General features: G+C 72.2%; 15 protein-coding genes and 1 riboswitch. Of the genes, 8 read left to right on the forward strand and 7 right to left on the reverse strand.

What is annotated here, in order from left to right; all coding sequences use genetic code 11:
- Positions 1–3: 3 nt before the first annotated feature.
- Positions 4–1,347: an aminotransferase-like domain-containing protein gene (locus AC5L30_RS27420; RefSeq protein WP_494870653.1), complete on the forward strand. Its 1,344-nt coding sequence runs from the start codon at positions 4–6 to the stop codon at positions 1,345–1,347.
- A gap of 67 nt (positions 1,348–1,414) precedes the next feature.
- Positions 1,415–1,675, forward strand: a complete 261-nt coding sequence (locus tag AC5L30_RS27425) for a hypothetical protein (protein ID WP_494870761.1) — start codon at positions 1,415–1,417, stop codon at positions 1,673–1,675.
- A gap of 123 nt (positions 1,676–1,798) precedes the next feature.
- Here AC5L30_RS27425 and AC5L30_RS27430 read toward each other — a convergent pair whose 3' ends face one another.
- The gene (locus AC5L30_RS27430) at positions 1,799–3,235 is read right to left on the reverse strand and encodes a glycine hydroxymethyltransferase (RefSeq protein ID WP_494870654.1); all 1,437 of its coding nucleotides are present in this window, start codon (positions 3,233–3,235) and stop codon (positions 1,799–1,801) included.
- A 19-nt stretch (positions 3,236–3,254) separates the two neighbouring features.
- A riboswitch (ZMP/ZTP riboswitch) is annotated at positions 3,255–3,344 on the reverse strand.
- A 149-nt stretch (positions 3,345–3,493) separates the two neighbouring features.
- On the opposite strand from AC5L30_RS27430, the gene AC5L30_RS27435 reads away from it, so the two are divergent.
- Positions 3,494–4,300 carry an SDR family NAD(P)-dependent oxidoreductase gene (locus AC5L30_RS27435; protein ID WP_494870656.1) on the forward strand — a complete coding sequence of 269 codons (807 nt, stop codon included), beginning with the start codon at positions 3,494–3,496 and terminating at the stop codon, positions 4,298–4,300.
- Positions 4,301–4,360: 60 nt separating this feature from the next.
- Here the strand turns inward: AC5L30_RS27435 and AC5L30_RS27440 are convergent, their stop codons facing one another.
- The 3 genes from AC5L30_RS27440 to AC5L30_RS27450 all read right to left on the reverse strand — a co-directional run bounded on the left by AC5L30_RS27440 (position 4,361) and on the right by AC5L30_RS27450 (position 6,525).
- A complete protein-coding gene (locus AC5L30_RS27440) occupies positions 4,361–4,861 on the reverse strand; it encodes a hemerythrin domain-containing protein (RefSeq protein ID WP_238685752.1) in 501 nt (166 codons plus the stop codon).
- A gap of 79 nt (positions 4,862–4,940) precedes the next feature.
- Positions 4,941–5,810 (reverse strand): NAD(P)H-hydrate dehydratase, encoded by an 870-nt coding sequence (locus AC5L30_RS27445; protein WP_494870658.1) that lies wholly within the window; start codon positions 5,808–5,810, stop codon positions 4,941–4,943.
- A complete protein-coding gene (locus AC5L30_RS27450; protein WP_406065141.1) occupies positions 5,794–6,525 on the reverse strand; it encodes a histidine phosphatase family protein in 732 nt (243 codons plus the stop codon). The genes AC5L30_RS27445 and AC5L30_RS27450 overlap by 17 nt, the downstream gene beginning before the upstream one ends.
- Before the next feature lie 58 nt (positions 6,526–6,583).
- Between AC5L30_RS27450 and AC5L30_RS27455 the strand changes: the two genes are divergently transcribed.
- Entirely contained in the window at positions 6,584–7,606 is a 1,023-nt protein-coding gene (locus AC5L30_RS27455; RefSeq protein WP_494870762.1) for a DNA polymerase domain-containing protein, read from the forward strand.
- Between the two features lie 10 nt (positions 7,607–7,616).
- On the opposite strand, the gene AC5L30_RS27460 is transcribed toward AC5L30_RS27455, so the two are convergent.
- Positions 7,617–8,123, reverse strand: a complete 507-nt coding sequence (locus AC5L30_RS27460) for an Lrp/AsnC family transcriptional regulator (RefSeq protein WP_494870660.1) — start codon at positions 8,121–8,123, stop codon at positions 7,617–7,619.
- A 105-nt stretch (positions 8,124–8,228) separates the two neighbouring features.
- Here AC5L30_RS27460 and pdhA point away from each other — a divergent pair, with 105 nt between their 5' ends.
- The 4 genes from pdhA to AC5L30_RS27480 all read left to right on the forward strand — a co-directional run bounded on the left by pdhA (position 8,229) and on the right by AC5L30_RS27480 (position 13,713).
- Complete coding sequence (pdhA, locus tag AC5L30_RS27465; RefSeq protein WP_494870661.1) at positions 8,229–9,395, forward strand: pyruvate dehydrogenase (acetyl-transferring) E1 component subunit alpha; 1,167 nt, start codon at positions 8,229–8,231, stop codon at positions 9,393–9,395.
- On the forward strand, positions 9,392–10,396 hold the full coding sequence (locus AC5L30_RS27470; RefSeq protein WP_494870763.1) for an alpha-ketoacid dehydrogenase subunit beta: 1,005 nt from the start codon (positions 9,392–9,394) through the stop codon (positions 10,394–10,396). Before pdhA ends, AC5L30_RS27470 begins: the two co-directional genes overlap by 4 nt.
- Positions 10,381–11,847, forward strand: coding sequence for a dihydrolipoamide acetyltransferase family protein (locus AC5L30_RS27475; protein WP_494870764.1), 1,467 nt, complete (start codon positions 10,381–10,383; stop codon positions 11,845–11,847). Before AC5L30_RS27470 ends, AC5L30_RS27475 begins: the two co-directional genes overlap by 16 nt.
- 186 nt (positions 11,848–12,033) lie before the next feature.
- Positions 12,034–13,713 (forward strand): right-handed parallel beta-helix repeat-containing protein, encoded by a 1,680-nt coding sequence (locus tag AC5L30_RS27480; protein ID WP_494870765.1) that lies wholly within the window; start codon positions 12,034–12,036, stop codon positions 13,711–13,713.
- Positions 13,714–13,838: 125 nt separating this feature from the next.
- Here the strand turns inward: AC5L30_RS27480 and AC5L30_RS27485 are convergent, their stop codons facing one another.
- Both AC5L30_RS27485 and AC5L30_RS27490 read right to left on the reverse strand, forming a co-directional pair.
- The gene (locus tag AC5L30_RS27485; protein WP_494870662.1) at positions 13,839–15,938 is read right to left on the reverse strand and encodes a PQQ-dependent sugar dehydrogenase; all 2,100 of its coding nucleotides are present in this window, start codon (positions 15,936–15,938) and stop codon (positions 13,839–13,841) included.
- Positions 15,939–15,960: 22 nt separating this feature from the next.
- Positions 15,961–16,926 carry a sugar phosphate isomerase/epimerase family protein gene (locus AC5L30_RS27490; RefSeq protein ID WP_494870663.1) on the reverse strand — a complete coding sequence of 322 codons (966 nt, stop codon included), beginning with the start codon at positions 16,924–16,926 and terminating at the stop codon, positions 15,961–15,963.
- Positions 16,927–17,989 lie beyond the last annotated feature (1,063 nt).

Genomic DNA, 17,989 nt, shown 5'->3' on the forward strand with positions numbered 1-17,989 from the left:
GGGGTGGCCGCCGCCGAACCGGTCGACCTGACCGTCGCGGACCTGCACCCCGCGCTGGGCGATCCGGCGCTGACCTCGATGAACTTCCTCAACGAGGTGTCCGAACGCTACCCGGCGGCGGTGTCCCTCGCGGCCGGCCGGCCGTACGAGGAGTTCTTCGACCTCGCGGCGGTGCATCGGCACCTGGACACCTTCCACCGGCACCTCGTCGACGACCTGGGGCACCGGCCGGAGCAGGCCCGGCGGCTGCTGTTGCAGTACGGCCGGACCAAGGGCATCGTGCACCACCTGATCGCCCGCAACCTCGCGGTCGACGAGGGGATCACCGTCGACCCGGAGGACGTCGTGGTGACCGTCGGCTGCCAGGAGGCGATGTTCCTGGTGCTGCGGGCGTTGCGGGCCGGGCCGACGGATGTGCTGCTCGCGGTCGCCCCGACCTACGTCGGGCTGACCGGGGCGGCCCGGCTGGTGGACCTGCCGGTGTGGCCGGTCTCCGGTGGGTCGTCCGGGATCGATCTGGCGGACCTGGCCGCTCAGGTGCGCCGGGCCCGGGCGGCGGGGCTGCGCCCGCGCGCCTGCTACCTGATGCCGGACTTCGCCAACCCCTCCGGGGTCAGCATCGACACCGCCCACCGGCGGCGGTTGCTGCACCTGGCCGCGCAGGAGGATCTGCTGCTGTTGGAGGACAACCCGTACGGCCTGTTCCACCTCGACGACGGGCCGCGCCCGCCCACCCTCAAGGCGTTGGACACCGGGCGGCGGGTCGTCTACCTCGGCTCGTTCGCCAAGACCGTGCTCCCCGGCGCACGGGTCGGGTACGTGGTCGCCGACCAGCGGGTGGCCGGCGCAGACGGGCGGGTCGGCCCGCTCGCCGACCAACTCGCCATGATCAAGAGCATGGTCACGGTGAACACGTCGCCGATCGCGCAGGCGGTGATCGGCGGCCGGCTGCTGGAGCACGGGTGCAGCCTGGTGGCCGCGAACACCCGGGAGCGGTCCGCGTACACCCGGAACCTGCGCCACCTGGTGGCCGGCCTGACCCGGCGTTTTCCGGCTCTGCCGGACCAGCCCGATCAGCCGGGCCAGCCGGCGGTGCGCTGGACGGCGCCGGCCGGCGGGTTCTTCGTGGTGCTGACCGTGCCGTTTCCGGTCGACGACGCGTTGCTGGACCGTTCGGCGCGCGACTACGGGGTGCTGTGGACGCCGATGGCCCACTTCTACGACGACACCGCGCCGGTCCGGGCGTTGCGGTTGTCGGTCAGCGCGGTCACGCCGGAGCAGATCGACGTCGGGCTGGATCGCCTCGCGGCGCTGATCACCGACGAGCTGACCAGCCGGGCGGGTTGACACACCGCGTTCATTGGATGGCAATGCGCGACGACCCGCGTGCTGCCGTCCTGGGTGGACGGTCATAATAGGCCGCATGGTTGCCTGGGAGTACGCCCTGCTCGTCCGCCGTTATCAGGGACAGGGCCGCAATTTTCACGTCTCGTTCGTCTGGTACGCGCCGGACGGGTCCCGCAAGGACATCACCGCTTTCGGCGACACCGCCATCGCGCACCTCAACCGCGCCGGCCGTGAGGGGTGGGAGCTGGTCTCCGCCGCCGAGGACGTCAACAACGTCCAGGGCAGCACCGAAGTCCACCGCTACCACCTGAAGCGCCCCATGCCCTAACCCCGAACCCCATCCCCGCCCCACCGGCGTCGATCATGGAGTTGTGGTGGTGGACGAAAGGCGTGCACCAGCCCGTGTCGGGCACCACAACTCCATGATCGACGGGAGCAGGGCGGGGTCGGGTCAGGTCAGGTCGATGGCCGGGTAGAGGGGGTACGGGGCCAGGAGGTCGGTGGCCTGGTTCGCGATCTTGCCGGCCAGGTCGGGGTCCAGCGTGTACTTCGCCTTGGACGGGGTGCCGTCGGCGTTGGCGCCGGCGGTCGTCTGGGTCAGCACGGTGTGGATCAGCTCGGCGGTCTGGTCCATCTCGGCGGTGCCCAGCCCCCGGGTGGTGAGCGCCGGGGTGCCGATCCGGATGCCGGAGGTGTACCAGGCGCCGTTCGGGTCCTGCGGGACCGAGTTGCGGTTGGTGACGATGCCCGAGTCCAGCAGAGCCTGCTCGGCCTGCCGACCGGTGAGCCCGTAGCCGGACACGTCGATCAGCACCAGGTGGTTGTCGGTGCCGCCGGTGACCAGCTTCGCGCCCCGGCGCAGCAGCCCCTCGGCGAGCGCCTGCGCGTTGTCCACGATCCGCTGGGCGTAGTCGGCGAAGTCGGGACGGCGGGCCTCGGCGAGGGCGACCGCCTTGGCGGCCATCACGTGCGGCAGCGGGCCGCCGAGCACCATCGGGCAGCCCCGGTCCACCTGGTCGGCCAGCTCCGGCTGGCAGAGCACCATGCCGCCACGCGGACCGCGCAGCGACTTGTGCGTGGTGGTCGTGACGATGTGGGCGTGCGGCACCGGGTCGAAGTCGCCGGTGAAGACCTTGCCGGCCACCAGGCCGGCGAAGTGCGCCATGTCGACCATGAAGGTGGCGCCGACCGAGTCGGCGATCTCGCGCAGGATCCGGAAGTTCACCTTCCGGGGGTACGCCGAGTAGCCGCCCACCAGGATCAGCGGCTTGAACTCGCGGGCCGCCTCGGCCACCCGGTCGTAGTCGATCAGCCCCGTCGCCGGGTCGGTGCCGTAGCTGCGCTGGTCGAACATCTTGCCGGAGATGTTCGGCCGGAAGCCGTGGGTAAGGTGGCCGCCGGCGTCCAGCGACATGCCGAGCATCCGCTGGTTGCCCAGCTCGCGGCGCAGCGCGAACCAGTCGGCCTCGGTGAGGTCGTTGACCTGGCGGACCTGAGCCTTCTTCAGGGCGGGGGACTCCACCCGGTCGGCCAGCACGGCCCAGAACGCGACCAGGTTGGCGTCGATGCCCGAGTGCGGCTGCACGTACGCGTGCGCGGCGCCGAACAGCTCCCGGGCGTGCTCGGCGGCGAGCGCCTCGACGGTGTCGACGTTCTGGCAGCCGGCGTAGAAGCGCCGGCCGACGGTGCCCTCGGCGTACTTGTCGCTGAACCAGTTGCCCATGGCCAGCAGGGTCGCCGGGGAGGCGTAGTTCTCGCTGGCGATCAGCTTGAGTGACTCCCGCTGGTCGGTCAGCTCGGCGCCGATGGCGTCGGCGACCCGCGGCTCGACAGCCCGGATCACCTCAAGGGCACTCCGGAATGCGGTGGATTCGGCGTTGCGGGACATGCGACCTCCAACAGACGTGCGGGAAGGCCCAGGCGCTCGGCAAACGTCCACGTGACGAGGCCGCTCCCCGATGGTTCTCCATCCCCACGCGCCAGTAACGGCCCGGGCCGATCCTACCGGGCCGGAACCGGCCGTTCGGGCCGCCCTCCGGGAGGCGACCCCGCCGACGTGATTGGGCGTTGCGTCGCGGGGCACACGGTAGGTGACCACCGCACCGTCACGGATGCGGCCAGGGTTCGCACAGAAGGAGTCGAGAACATGACCACACCCACCTCCAACCGGCCGCTCGCCCTGGTGACCGGGGCCTCCAGCGGGATCGGGTACGAGCTGGCGGCGCAGTTCGTCGAGCACGGCTTCGACCTGGTCATCGCGGCCGAGGACGACGGCATCGAGCCGGCGGCACAGAAGCTGCGCCGCGACGGCGGCCCGCAGATCTGGTCGGTCCGCGTCGACCTGGCCCGCGAGCAGGGCGTGACAGAGTTGGTAGCCGCCGTAACCGCGACCGGACGGCCGCTGGACGCGCTGGCGCTCAACGCCGGTCGCGGTGCCGGTGGCGCCTTCGTCGGCGGCACCGACCTCGCCGACGAGCTGGAGATCGTCGACCTCAACGTGCGCTCGACGGTGCACCTGGCCAAGCGGCTGCTGCCCGGGATGGTCGAGCGGGGTACGGGCCGGGTCCTGTTCACCTCGTCGATCGCCTCCACCATGCCCGGGCCGTTCCAGGCGGTCTACAACGCGTCGAAGTCGTTCGTGCAGTCCTTCGCCGAGGCGCTGCGCAACGAGTTGAAGGACACCGGCGTCACGGTGACCTCGCTGATGCCCGGGCCGACCGACACCGAGTTCTTCGACCGGGCCGACATGGAGGACACCCGGGTGGGCTCGGGCAAGAAGGACGACCCGGCGAAGGTCGCCGCCCAGGGCTTCGGGGCGATGATGAAGGGTGATCAGACGGTCACCGCCGGCTCGCTGATGAACAAGGTGCAGACCGCCGCCGGCAAGATCATTCCGGACAAGCTCAAGTCCGAGCAGCACCGCCGGATGGCCGAGCCGGGATCGGGCAGCTGACCCGTGGTGCACACCGAAGGGCCCGGCACGATGCCGGGCCCTTCGGTGTGAGCGGGCGCCTCAGGCCGTCACCGCATCGAGCGCCTTCTTGATCGCCTTCGGGGCGGTGGGGGTACGCGGCGCGTCCGCGCGCAGCGCGATCATCTTCTCGCCGATCTCCTGGAGCTGCTTGCGGCCCAGCGCGTCGCGGACCTTGGGGAACCACTCCTGCTCTTCCTCCTCGACGTGGTGGGTGACGTTCTCGATCAGCACGGTCGTCTTCGCGTTGAACCGCTCGTCGTCGGCGTCCATGCTGGCCAGCTCGGCGCAGAGCACGTCGGCGACGTGGTGTTCCTCGTACGACTCGAGGATGTCGTCCTCCAGATCGGGCAGCAGTCGGCGGACCTCCGGGTACATCACCTCGTTCTCTAGATAGGTGTGCACCGTCAGCGCCTCCAGGATCTGGTCCACCAGCTTCTGCCGCTGGCTCGCCGGCCCCTCCTCGGCGTCCTGGAATGCCTTGAACAGGCGGCGCATCTCCTTGTGGTCCTCTTTGAGCAGGACGATGGCATCGGTCGACACCGGTATGACCTCCCTGAAAAGTTTCGGCTGGTGGCGTTCCGGTACCCCCACGCCGAACGCGGAAACAGGTGAAACCGCCTCAGACCATGGCCAGTGTGCGCGGGATCTCGTCGAGCAACTCCCGAGCCAGAAAGCCGATCCGGCCGTAGCGGGGGATCAGCCGCTGGCCGCTCACCGAGTGCGCGAACGAGCCCCAGCAGGCCGCCTGCGCCGGGTCGGCGCCCCGGGACAGCAGCCCCGCCAACAACCCGGCGAGCACGTCCCCGCTGCCGGAGGTACCCAGCCCGGCGTCGCCGCTCTCCTCCCGCCAACCCCGCCCGTCCGGGGCGGCCACGTGCCCGTACAGCGACACGACCGCCTCGTACCGGGCGGCCAACTCGGCCGCCTCGGCGTCCAGGTCGTCGCCCGGATCCCGGCCGAGCAGGTGCCCGGCCTCGGTGACGTTGGGGGTGAGCACCACCGGCCGACCCGAACCGACCAGCAGGTCCGGTGCGTGGCTGAGCGCACCGAGGGCGTACGCGTCGAGCACCAGCGCAGTGTCCGGACGGGCCGCCTCCAGGACCAGGCCCAACAGGCGGTTGGTCTCGTCGATCGCCTTCAGGCCGGGGCCGACCGCCACCACGTCGGCCTGCGCGACCAGGTCGCCGAGCTGGCCGTCGCGGTCGGCGGCCACCGCGCCGTCGGCGGTCTCCGGCAGACCGACCACCAGCGCCTCGGGCACCTGGATGCTCAGCGCGGCGGCGGTGGACTCGGCGGCGGCCAGCTGAAGCACCCCGGCGCCGGCGCGCAACGCGGCCACCCCGGCGAGCAGCACCGCACCCGGGGTGAAGCGGGAACCGCCGACCACCAGCACGGTGCCCCGGCTCTCCTTCCCACCGGCCGGCACCGGCAGCGCCCAGTCCCGCAGCAACGCCGGGGTGATCACCTTCACCTCAGACCGGCTCGGCATGGATCTCGTCCTCCCTGGTCGGCTGGGCGCCCTGCTGACGCAGGTGCTCGACATGGTTGAAGGCGGTGAGCGCCAGCCGGTCCTCGCCGTCGGCCGACCACTCGGTGATCGAACAGTTGGCGATCACGTCCTGCCGGGTGAGCGCCATCAGCTCGTCCTCGGTCAACCCCTCCACCAGATAGCGAAGCAGGAAGACCAGCGCGTCGTGGCCGAAGAGCAGCACCCGGCAACCCTCGTGGTCGCGGCGCAGGTCACCCAGCAGCGTCCGCAGCCGCAACGCCACGTCCGTCCAGGACTCCCCGCCCGGTGGCCGGTAGTAGAACTTGCCCAACCGCTCCCGACGGTCGGCCTCGTCCGGGTACCGCCGCCGCACCCCGTGCCCGGTCAGCCCGTCGAGGATGCCCAGCTCCCGGTCGCGCAGCCGCTCGTCGCGGTGCACCGGAATGTCGGTGCCGGCCAGCGCCAGCCGCGACGTCTGCACCGCGCGCAGGTACGGCGACACCACCGCCACGTCCGGGCGCTTCGCGTCCGGCAGCTCGGCCAGCCACCGGCCGGTCGCCCGGGCCTGGTCCTCGCCGGTCGCGGAGAGCGGCACGTCGGCGTCGCGGTGAGTGAGGTCGATCAGCTCCGCGCCCGACGCCTCGGCGTGCGTCGCCGCGACGTTCGCGGTGCTCTCGCCGTGCCGGACGATCCAGAGGGTTGCCAGTTCCGCCATGCGGCCCCCCTACCCGGGCGCCGCCGACGGTAACCGTGTCCGGTGATCCGCCATGCCGATGTCCGCTCGGTGGGCGTCCGGCGCGGGCGCAGGTCGTACCCTCGGTGGCGTGGCCACGGCGGCGGAGGAGATCCAGGTGGGGGAGCGGCTGGTCCGCGTCTCCAGCCCCGACAAGCCGTACTTCCCTGAGCGTGGGCTGACCAAGCTGGACGTCGTCCGCTACTTCCTGGCGGTGGGTGACGGCATCCTGCGGGCGTTGCGGGATCGGCCGACGATGCTGGAACGCTGGCCGCGCGGTGTCTTCGAGGGCGCGACGATCGCCACCCGGCAGACCAACCGGGGTGACGCGTTCTACCAGAAGCGGCTGCCGGCGGGCGCGCCCGAGTGGGTGCGGACCGCGCACATCACCTTCCCCAGTGGCCGTACCGCCGACGAGGTCGCGCCGAGCGAGTTGGCCGTGGTCATCTGGGCCGTCAATCTGGGCACCCTGCGGTTCCACCCGTGGCCGGTCACCGCCGCCGACGTGGAACGCCCCGACCAGCTGCGTATCGACCTGGACCCGATGCCCGGCGTCGGCTTCGAGCAGGTGGTGCCGGTGGCGCACGAGGTGCGGGCGTTCCTCGCCGAGCTGGGCATGACCGCCTACCCGAAGACCACCGGCGGTCGGGGTCTGCATGTCTACCTGTCGATCGAGCCGCGGTGGAGCTTCGGTGAGTGCCGGCGGGCGGTGCTCGCGCTGGGCCGGGAGATGCAGCGCCGGCTGCCGGAGGTGGTCACCACCACCTGGTGGCGCGAGCAGCGGGACCGGCCGGTCTTCGTCGACTACAACCAGATGGCCCGGGACCACACGGTGACCTCGGCGTACTCGATCCGGCCGACGCCGGCCGCGCTGGTCTCCGCGCCGCTGGACTGGTCGGAGCTGGACCAGGTCCGCCCGGAGGACTTCGACGTGCTCAGCATGCCGGCCCGGTTCGCCGAGCGCGGCGACCCGCACGCCGGCCTGGACGGTGACCGGCACTCACTGGAACCGCTGCTGGAGCTGGCCGACCGCGACGGGCTGGAGGCCCCGCCGGAGCGCTGAGCCCCGCCGGTCACGCCCAGGGGCTGCCGGCCCCGTCGAACTCCTCGAAGACCAGCCAGGTGCGGGTGGACAGCACCCCGGGGATGCTCTGCACCCGGCCCAGCACCACGTCGCGCAGCGCGGCGTTGTCCGGCGCGCGCACCAGCGCGAGCACGTCGTGGTCACCGCCGAGCAGCGCGGCGTGCTCGATGTAGCGCACCCGGGCCAGCTCGGCCGACACCTCCCGCCAGGTGTTCTGCTCGATGGTCAGGGCGATGTACGCCGACGTGCCCAGCCCGGCCGCCTCGGGCGCCACCTGGGCCCGGAACCCGGTGATCACCCCGTCGCGCAGCAACCGCTCCACCCGCGCGTACGCGTTGGTGCGGGAGATGTGGATCCGCTCGGCGAGGGTGCGCACCGACGTTCGACCGTCGCGGACCAGCTCGTCGAGGATCCGCCGGTCCACCTCGTCCAGGGCTCGGGCCGATCGTCCCGATCCCGCGCCCCGGCCTGCTTCGTCGGCGGTCTCCTGGCTCACTGATGGGCCCTCCGCATGCCAACCGTCCCGCCTTCCGTGTCGATCTTGAGTCAATCATCCACAAGCGGAAGCATAGGCTCACCACACGTCCCAGGAGGTTCCGCCGTGACGACCACTCCCCAGGCGGTCCGCAGGGCATCCCCGCGCACCCGTCGAACGGTCACCCCGCCCGACCCGGCGCGCTCGTTGCTGCCAGACGCCGAGCCGGTCCGCCTGCTCGCCGAGAACGGCACGCCGCTGCCCGCCCGCGCCGACTACCCCGAACCACCCGCCGAGGTGCTGCGCGAGATGTACCGCCGGATGGTGCTCGGCCGCCGCTTCGACACTCAGGCGACCGCCCTCACCAAGCAGGGCCGGCTCGCCGTCTACCCGTCCTCGCGAGGCCAGGAGGCGTGCCAGGTCGGCGCGGTGCTCGCGGTCCGCGACACCGACTGGGTCTTCCCCACGTACCGCGAGTCGATGGCGCTGGTTGCCCGGGGCATCGACCCGGTCGAGGTGCTCACCCTGCTGCGCGGCGACTGGCACTGCGGCTACAACCCGACCGAGGTACGGACCGCACCGCAGTGCACCCCCCTCGCGACCCAGTGCGTGCACGCCGCCGGGCTGGCGTACGGCGAGGCGTACCAGAGCCGCGACACCGTGGCGCTGGCCTTCATCGGCGACGGCGCCACCAGCGAGGGCGACTTCCACGAAGGGATCAACTTCGCCGCCGTGTTCAAGGCGCCGGTGGTCTACTTCGTGCAGAACAACCGGTACGCGATCAGCGTCCCGCTGTCGCGGCAGACCGCCGCGCCGTCGCTGGCCTACAAGGGCGTCGGCTACGGCGTACCCAGCGAGCAGGTCGACGGCAACGACCCGGTCGCGGTGCTCGCCGTGCTCACCCGCGCGGTCGCCCACGCCCGGGCCGGCAAGGGTCCGTTCCTGGTCGAGGCGCACACCTACCGGATGGAGCCGCACACCAACGCCGACGACGCCAGTCGCTACCGCGACGGCGCCGAGGTCGACGCCTGGCGGGACCGGGACCCGGTCGCCCGGCTGGAGACCTACCTGCGCGCCCGCGGTGTGCTCGACGACGCGGCGGTCGCCGAGATCGCCGAGCAGGCCGAGGCGTACGCGGCGGACCTGCGGACCCGGATGAACGAGCAGCCCACGGTCGACCCGCTGAGCCTCTTCGACCACGTCTACGCCGAGCCCACCCCGCAGCTGATCGAACAGCGCGAGCAGGTCCGCGCCGAGCTGGCCGCCGCGCACGCCGAGGAGGGTGACGCCTGATGGCCACCACCATGGCGAAGGCGCTCAACACCGCGCTCGCCGACGCGCTCGCCGCCGACGACCGGGTCGTCGTCTTCGGTGAGGACGTCGGCGCCCTCGGCGGCGTCTTCCGGATCACCGACGGCCTCCAGGCCCGCTTCGGCGAGAACCGCTGCTTCGACACCCCCCTCGCCGAGGCCGGCATCGTCGGCTTCGCCGTCGGCCTGGCCATGTCCGGCCTGCGCCCGGTGGTCGAGATGCAGTTCGACGCGTTCGCGTACCCGGCGTTCGAGCAGATCGCCTCGCACGTGGCGAAGCTGCGCAACCGCACCCGGGGCGCGCTGAGCGTGCCGATCGTCATCCGGGTGCCGTACGCGGGCGGAATCGGCGGAGTCGAGCACCACTGCGACTCGTCCGAGGCGTACTACGCGCACACCCCCGGGCTGAAGGTGGTCACCCCGGCGACCGTCGACGACGCGTACTCGCTGCTGCGCGAGGCGATCGAGGACCCCGACCCGGTGGTCTTCATGGAGCCCAAAAAGCTTTACTTCGCCAGCGACGAGGCGTCTCTGCCGACCCGCACCGAACCGTTCGGCCGGGCCGTCGTGCGCCGGCCCGGACGCGACGCCACCCTGGTGGCGTACGGGCCGGCGGTGCCGGTCGCGCTGGAGGCCGCCGAGGCCGCCCGGGAGGAGGGGTGGGACCTGGAGGTCGTCGACGTACGCACCATCGTGCCGTTCGACGACGCCACCATCACCGCCTCGGTCCGGCGTACCGGCCGGTGCGTGGTGATCCAGGAGGCGCCCGGCTTCGCGGGCGTCGGCGCGGAGATCGCCGCCCGGGTGCAGGAGCGCTGCTTCCACGCGCTGCACGCCCCGGTGCTGCGGGTCGCCGGGCTGGACATCCCGTACCCGGCGCCGATGCTGGAGCACACCCACCTGCCCGGCGTGGACCGGGTGCTCGACGCGGTGGCCCGCCTTCAGTGGGACGACCAACCGGACGCGCGTTGGGCGGCGGCATGACCATCGTCGAACGGACGCAGGTCTTCCTCCTGCCCGACCTGGGCGAAGGGCTGAGCGAAGCCGAGATCGTCGAGTGGCGGGTCGCCGTGGGTGACGTGGTCACGGTCGACCAGAGCGTGGTCGAGGTGGAGACCGCCAAGGCCGTCGTCGACGTGCCCTGCCCGTACGCCGGCCGGGTGGTCACCCTGCACGGCGCCGTCGGTGAGGTACGCCCGGTCGGCCAGCCGCTGATCACCATCGCGCCGCTGGACGGGGGCGACGAGCCCGCCGGGCACGCCACCTACCGCGAGGAGGAGCGGGCCGGCTCCGGCAACGTGCTGATCGGGTACGGCACCGGCCACGGCGGTGCCACCCGCCGCCGGCGTCGGCCCCGCCTGGCGGTGGCCCCCGAACCGACCGGCCTCGGTCCGGCGGATGCCGGCGCGGCCGGCGGCGCCGGTCCGACCGCGGCCCCTGGTCTGCGTGCGGCCGACGCCCCGACGGCGGCCGGTCCGCGTGCGGCCGGTGGCCCGGTCGCGGGCGCTGGCCTGGCCGGCAGCGCGTCGGCGGCAGTCCCGGGCCCGGCGGCCCTGGTCATCTCGCCGATCGTCCGGCGGCTGGCCCGCGAGCACGGCGTCGACCTCGACACGGTGCGGGGCACCGGGCCCGGGGGCGTGATCCGCCGCGCCGACGTGGAGGCCGCGTTGACCGTGCCCGCCGCCCGGCTCGCCGCCGTGCCGGACCCGCAGGTCGGGTCGGCCCCGGTCGGGGACGGTGACGGTGACGTGATCGTCCCGCTCACCGGCGTCCGCAAGGTGATCGCCGACAAGCTCTCCCGCAGCCGGCGGGAGATCCCCGAGGTGACCATCTGGGTCGACGTGGACGCCACCGGGCTGCTGGAGACCCGCGCCGCGATCAACGCGGCGACGCCCGACGCGCCAGTGAGCATCCTGGCCCTGCTGGCCCGGATCTGCCTCAGCGGGCTGCGCCGGTTCCCGCAGCTCAACGCCCGGGTCGACACCGAGGCGCAGCGCATCGTCCAGTCCGCCGGGGTGCACCTCGGTATCGCCGCGCAGACCGACCGGGGTCTGCTGGTGCCGGTGCTGCGCGACGCCCAGCGGCTCACCACCGCCGAACTGGCCGCCGAACTGGCGGCGACCACCGCCGCCGCGCGCGCCGGCAGCCTGCCCCCGGCCCGGCTGACCGGCGGCACCTTCACGCTCAACAACTACGGGGTGTTCGGTGTCGACGGCTCCACGCCGATCATCAACCACCCGGAGGCGGCCCTGCTCGGGGTCGGGCGGATCGTGGACAAGCCGTGGGTGGTCGACGGGCAACTCGCCGTCCGCAAGGTGACCCAGCTCAGCCTCACCTTCGACCACCGGGTCTGCGACGGCGGGGTGGCCGGTGGCTTCCTGCGGCACGTCGCCGACTGCGTGGAGCGCCCGGCATTGCTGATCGCCGCCGTCTGACGCGTACCCCGGCCCCGGCGCTGCCCGTGCGGCGCCGGGGCCGGCGCACGTCCGGGGCACCCCGGCGGCGCCATCGGGCGGGGTTTCCCCGGCGGCGTGATCGGGGCGGGGTTTCCCGGTCGCTGCACCGGGAAATCGGCCCCGCCGGAGCGCACCGAACGCGTCGAAGGGAGCCGGCCTGTGGCCGTGGCGAACGAGCTGCTACTGAACTCGGTCCGGGTACGACGGCCCGCCTCGGCCGGCGCGCCGCTGTACTGCGACGCGCTGGAGTACGGGCTGACCGGTGACGGCGCGACCAACGACCAGCCGGCGCTGGCCGCCCTGGTGGACCGCCTCGGGGCCGGGTACGCCTCGGACGGGCGGGCCCGGGTCATCTACTGCCCGCCGGGCATCTACTCGATCCGGGACGCGGGCACGGTGTGGCGCAGCGGGGTGTCGCTGATCGGGGCCGGCCCGGCGGCGACCCGGTTCATGCTGAGCAACGAGGGAAACCGGGCCGACCCCACCCCGTTGGCCTTCTGGACCACCGTGCAGCACGGCGCCGACCGGGACCGGCACATCGCCGACTGCACCTTCGCCGACTTCCAGATCGACGGCTCCGGCGTCGCCATGGCCGAGTACAGCTACCTGGCCAAGGGCCTCGGCCTCCAGTACGTGGTGCGGGGCGTCTTCCGCAACCTCTACATCCACCACACCGCGGCCACCGGGTTGGGCTGTGACTTCCTCCAGGACTCCCTGATCGACGGCGTGGTGGTGGTCGGCTGTGGCCGACTGGACAACGGCGAGCAGATGGGCGGCGCCGGCATCGGGATCGGCATCGGCGGCTGGGGAGCGGTGGAGCGGTTGACCATCGCCAACTGCACCGCCCTGGCCAACGGCACCAACGGCATCTTCCTGGAACTGCAGAAGGACTACTGGGTGCCACCGCGCGGCTACCGCATCATCGGCTGCCACAGTCAGGGCAACCGGTTCGGCATCTCCGACTGGGGCGCCGACGGCCTGATCGTCTCCGCGTGCACGATGACCGGCAACCTGGAGACCGGGTTCGACGTGTCGGCGCAGGGCACCTCGTCCGTGGCCGGCCGGGGCGGGCTGCTCACCGACTGCGTCATCGACGGCAACATGTGCGACGGGGTCAGCATCGGCAACAGCCCCGGCCCGTACACCGTCCGGGGCAACCGGATCAGCGGCAACGGTCGGCACGGCTATCACTCGCACGACCTCGGGCGCGGCTACCGGGGCTCGATCCGGGACGTGGTGATCGAGAGCAACGAGTTCTGGGGCAACGGCCTCGACGCGGTCCGGATCGACCACCAGATGACCGACGCGGTGCTGCTCAACAACCGGATCCGCAACAACGGGCGGCAGTACGGCGAGGGCGCCGGCGGCGCGGGTGACGCCGTCCGCTACAGCGAGCGGTGCCTGGTGGACCGGTCGGCCAACTGGCCGCACGACGGGCACCGGGGCAAAGTTCTACGGGTCGGGAAGACCGTTGCCATGGTGGCCTCCAACACCGGCGACGAACTCACCCTCGCCCCGGTCCGCCCGGACGCGTTCAGCGCCTGGAGCGGGGACGTGCCACCGCCGGGATGCGCGTACGAACTGGCCGCCGCACCCCAACTGCGGGCCGGTATCACCATCGACGCGCCGTTCGACTCGGCCACCATCCGCGGCAACCGGATCTGGGACAACCACGATAACCAGACCCAGACGCACGGGCTGTGGATCACCGGGCGGGGCAGTTGCGTGGACTGCCGGGTGGAGGACAACGACCTGGCCGGCAACGCCGACGAGGGGATGCAGCTGGACACCCCGCCGGTGGGCGGACGGTGGCGGGACAACCACGTGGACAGCGACTGGAGCTGACCGGCGGCTGGCCGCCGTCTGGTGGGCCTGGACGGCCGGCGATGGTGCCGGCGAAACTCAGAGCTGGACGACGTGCGGCGGCGGCCGGAGTGATCCGGCCGCCGCCGCTGTCTCGGTCGAGCTGATCAGCCGGCCAGACCGGCCACCGGGGTCGGGTCCAGCACCACCGTCGCCGAGCCGGACTGCGGGGGTACGCCCGGGTCGGTCGGCGCGTCGGTGTACTCCGCGACGAACACCGCGGTCAGGTTGTCCGCGCCGCTGTGCCCACCGTCCACGAAGGTGGGGATGCTCCCGGAGCAACCCGTCGAGGTGGAGAGCGGGTGCCCATGCTCATCGTGCCCGAGCACGTAGGTGACCTTCACCCGGGAGCAGTCCACCGGCAGGTCGTCGGTGACCTTCACCTCGTACGCGACCGTCTGCCCGAACTGGAACGGCTGCCCGGCCTCCGGGGCGACGAACTCGACGAGCGGTGCGGTCGGCCCCACCACCAGCGGCAGGGACGCCGAGGCGGATCGTCCGGTGCGGTCGGTCACCTTCAGCGTCGGCGTGTACGACCCGTTCTCCGGGAACGTCCAGCTCGCGTTCGGAGCGGTGCTGTCCACCGAACCGTCCGCGTTGAAGTCCCACGCGTAGCTCAGCTTGTCACCATCCGGGTCGGTGGTGCCGGCGCTGGAGAACTCGACGGTCAGCGGGGCCTGCCCGACGGTCGGGGTGCCGCTGATCTTCGGGATCGGCGTCCGGTTGCCGCGGACGAAGTCGATCCGGGACAACTGCGCGTCCGGGTTCTCGGCGAAGTAACCGTCGCCGTACTCCAGCACGTAGAGCGCGCCGTCCGGGCCGAACTCCATGTCCATCGGGTTGTCCACCACCAGCGACGGCACCACCGGGCGGATGTCGTTGACGTCGCCGTCGGAGTCGAGGCGGAACTCCTTGATGTAGTCGCGGGTCCACTCGTAGAACAGCGGCACGCCGTCGTAGTAGGCCGGCCAGCGGGTACGCGACGTGCTGGTCCCGTCGTACTCGTACGCCGGGCCACCCATCGGGCCGATGCCGCCGGCGCCCAACTGCGGGAACTCGCCCGACGCCGCGGAGGGGTACCAGACCTCCGGCTGCTCGACCGGCGGCAGTTGCCGCTTGCCCGTGTTGTGCGGCGAGTCGTTGACCGGGCGCTTGCAGTTGAACGTGGCGCCGGACTCGCCGGTGGCGAAGTCGTAGTCGCGGTAGGCGATCGTCGGTGTCACGCAGTACGGCCAGCCGTAGTTCGCCGGCTTGTCGATGCGCATCCACCGACCGTGCCCGGCCGGCCCGCGCTCCGGGTCCGGATCGGAGGCGTCCGGGGAGTAGTCGCCCAGGTACACGTCGTCGGTACGCCGGTCGACGGCGAACCGGAACGCGTTGCGCAGCCCCATCGCGTAGATCTCCGGGCGGGTCTGCGCCGTGCCGGACTTGAACAGGTTGCCGGCCGGCACCGTGTAACCACCACCGGCCTTCACCTTGATACGCAGCAGCTTGCCGCGCAGGTCATTGGTGTTGGCCGAGGTGCGCTGAGCGTCGTACGCCGGGTTGCGGTCGGCCCGCTCGTCGATCGGGATGTAACCGTCGGAGGCGAACGGGTTGGTGTCGTCACCGGTCGACAGGTACAGGTTGCCCTTGCTGTCGAAGTCGATCTGACCGCCGACGTGGCAGCAGATGCCCCGGTCGGTGGGCACGTCGATGATCTGCTGCTCGCTGGCGAGGTTCAGCTTCATCCCGTCCAGCTTGAACCGGGACAGCCGCAGCGCGCCCTTGAACCGCTGCCAGTCCGCCTCGGTGCCGGTCTCCGGCGCGTCCCCCTCGTTCACGCCGGGGGTCGCCGGGTCGTCCACCGGCGTGTTCATCGGCGGTGAGTAGTAGAGGTACACCCACTTGTTCTGGGCGAAGTTCGGGTCGATGGCGACCCCCTGCAACCCCTCCTCGTCGTGCTCGTACACCGGGATGTCGGCGGCGAGGGTGTTCAGCCCGGTGCGCGGGTCGTGGATGCGGACCTCACCGGTACGGGAGGTGTGCAGCACCCGCAGGTCGGGCAGGACGGCGAGGCTCATCGGCTCGCCCGGGAAGTCGTTCAGTGTCACTTTCTGAAAGCTGCTGTCCGGCGGCGCGGCCGGCGCTGCGGCCGCTGCCGACGGTGGTACGGCCAGGCCGGCCGTCACCAGCAGCAGGGCGGACGCGAATGCGGTCCTGTTCATCAGGTGTGTCCCCCGAGTGGTTTCAGTACCGAAGTGAAGCGAGATAGTCGAAGCCGACGCGAGCGGTGTCCAGGGCGTCGGCGGGGGAGCGCGGCGGGGTGCCCGCGTCGTCACGCTCCACGATGTACTCCTCGATGCCGGCCTCCCGCTCGTGGGCGAAGATGCGGCCGAAGTCGATGACACCGTCGCCGAGGTCGGCGAAACCACCCTCGACGTCAAGGTCCTTGACGTGCACCTGACGGATCCGGCCGCGGTTGGCCCGGATCACGTCGACCGGGTCGTGGGCGCCCCGCCAGGTCCAGTAGAGGTCGAGCTCGAAGTGGACCAACCGCGGGTCGGTCTGCGCGCTGAGGATGTCGAACCCGGTCGAGCCGCCGGTCAGCGGGACGAACTCGAGCTGGTGGTTGTGGTAGCCGAAGTCGAGCCCGGCGCGTTCGGCGAGCCGACCGGCGCGGTTCAGGTCCCGGGCCAGCGCCCGGTAGACGGCGGGGTCCCGGATCGGCTGGCCGCTCGCGTCCCGACCGAAGTACGGGTGGACGATCTTCTTGCAGCCCACCACGTTGGCGTCGGCGAGGGCCTGCTCCCAGGTGGCGGCGTCGAACGGCTGCGGGATGCCGACGTGCCCGGAGGTGGAATGCAGCCCTGCCTCGTCGAGCGCGGCCCGGAACTGCGCGGCGGTGCGTCCGACGAAACCGGCGTGCTCCACTCGCCGGTAGCCGATCCGGCGCAACGCGTCCAAAGTGCCGGGCAGGTCGGCGGCGAGCTGATCACGCAGGGTGTAGAGCTGAATGCTGATCCGGTCCACCGGCACCCGACGGCGGCCCTGGGCCTGCCCGCCGGATGCGGCTGGCGCGGCGGCGGCCGGGCCGGCGAGCAGACCGGCGGCGCCGACGGCAGCCGCGGAAACGGTCGCGGCGCGCAGCACTCCACGCCGACTGACCGGCTCGGATGCCGGTGTCGGCCCCGGTCGGTTGAGTTGTTGATCCATGGTGGTGGTCCCTTCCTGACGGCTGGTACGCCGTCGGCGGCGGTCGACCTGACTGCCGTCTGCCGGGCGCGTCGAACCGGCCGGAGGCGGGCTCCGGCGGGACGGTGAGGGACGGCGCGCGGGTGCGGCCCGGACCCATCGGGACCGGAACGCGGCGACCCGGCAGGGGTGGCGGCAAGTTGATCGACGAATGGGCAACCCTCTATCTAGATCCAGACCTTACCCTTGCCCCCGGACGAAGGCAAAGCTTCGTCGCGTTCGGCAGAAGTTTCGCTCCAGCTGACAAAAGTCCGCCCACGACGTGCGCCACCCGGCCTGACCTTCTACTTCCCGCACCCTTCGCCGGCCTGGCCGAGCACCCGCTCCACCCCGGCCCCGCCCGGCTCGCCCCGCCCCGCCTCGGCCCGGCCCACCCCGTCTCGGCCCGGCCCACCCCGCCTCGGCCCGGCTCGCCTCGCCTCGGCCCGGCCCGGCTCGCCTCGGCCCGGCCCGGCTCGCCTCGGCCCGGCCCGGCCCGGCCCGGCTCGCCTCGGCCCAGCCCGGCTCGCCTCGCCTCGGCCCGCCCCGGCCTTACCCCCGGCCCGCTCCGGCGCGTGATCGACTCGGCTTCATGGAAGTTGGGGTATCCCGGACGCCGTGATGCCGCGACTTCCTTGAAGCCGAGTCGATCACGAGATGGGTCGATCGCATCAGCGCCCGTGAACCGGACGTGCGTCGGCACCTCGCCCGTTCGAAGGACCGCTCGGGCGCCCTGCACGACGCACGGCACTGCGGCCTCGGGCCACACAGCCGGGCTGAGTCCGCCCCGACCTCGGGTCGTCTCGTACGCCGTGGCGGGGCGTCGCGGTGGGTCCACCCGGGCTGGCGGGGACCGGTCGCGCGCCTTTCCGCGCCGCTTTCCGCCGCAACCGATCTCCTGCGGCAGGTCCGCGCCGAGCCCACCACGCCCGCCACCCATGCCCGTCGCCTACGCCGGTCACTCGCGCCGGTCACTCGCGCCGGTCACTCGCGCCCGCCACTCGCGCCCGCCATTCGGACAGTCGACGCTGCCTCGCTCAAGTGG

The sequence above is a fragment of the Micromonospora sp. BQ32 genome, assembly GCF_059358895.1.

What these genes read in the sequence shown, in the direction of transcription:
- AC5L30_RS27430 (WP_494870654.1), bottom strand. Translation starts at nt 3,235, where the DNA reads ATGTCCCGCAACGCCGAATCCACCGCATTCCGGAGTGCCCTTGAGGTG.
- AC5L30_RS27490 (WP_494870663.1), bottom strand. Translation starts at nt 16,926, where the DNA reads ATGGATCAACAACTCAACCGACCGGGGCCGACACCGGCATCCGAGCCG.
- AC5L30_RS27435 (WP_494870656.1), top strand. Translation starts at nt 3,494, where the DNA reads ATGACCACACCCACCTCCAACCGGCCGCTCGCCCTGGTGACCGGGGCC.
- AC5L30_RS27445 (WP_494870658.1), bottom strand. Translation starts at nt 5,810, where the DNA reads ATGCCGAGCCGGTCTGAGGTGAAGGTGATCACCCCGGCGTTGCTGCGG.
- AC5L30_RS27485 (WP_494870662.1), bottom strand. Translation starts at nt 15,938, where the DNA reads ATGAACAGGACCGCATTCGCGTCCGCCCTGCTGCTGGTGACGGCCGGC.
- AC5L30_RS27455 (WP_494870762.1), top strand. Translation starts at nt 6,584, where the DNA reads ATGTCCGCTCGGTGGGCGTCCGGCGCGGGCGCAGGTCGTACCCTCGGT.
- AC5L30_RS27450 (WP_406065141.1), bottom strand. Translation starts at nt 6,525, where the DNA reads ATGGCGGAACTGGCAACCCTCTGGATCGTCCGGCACGGCGAGAGCACC.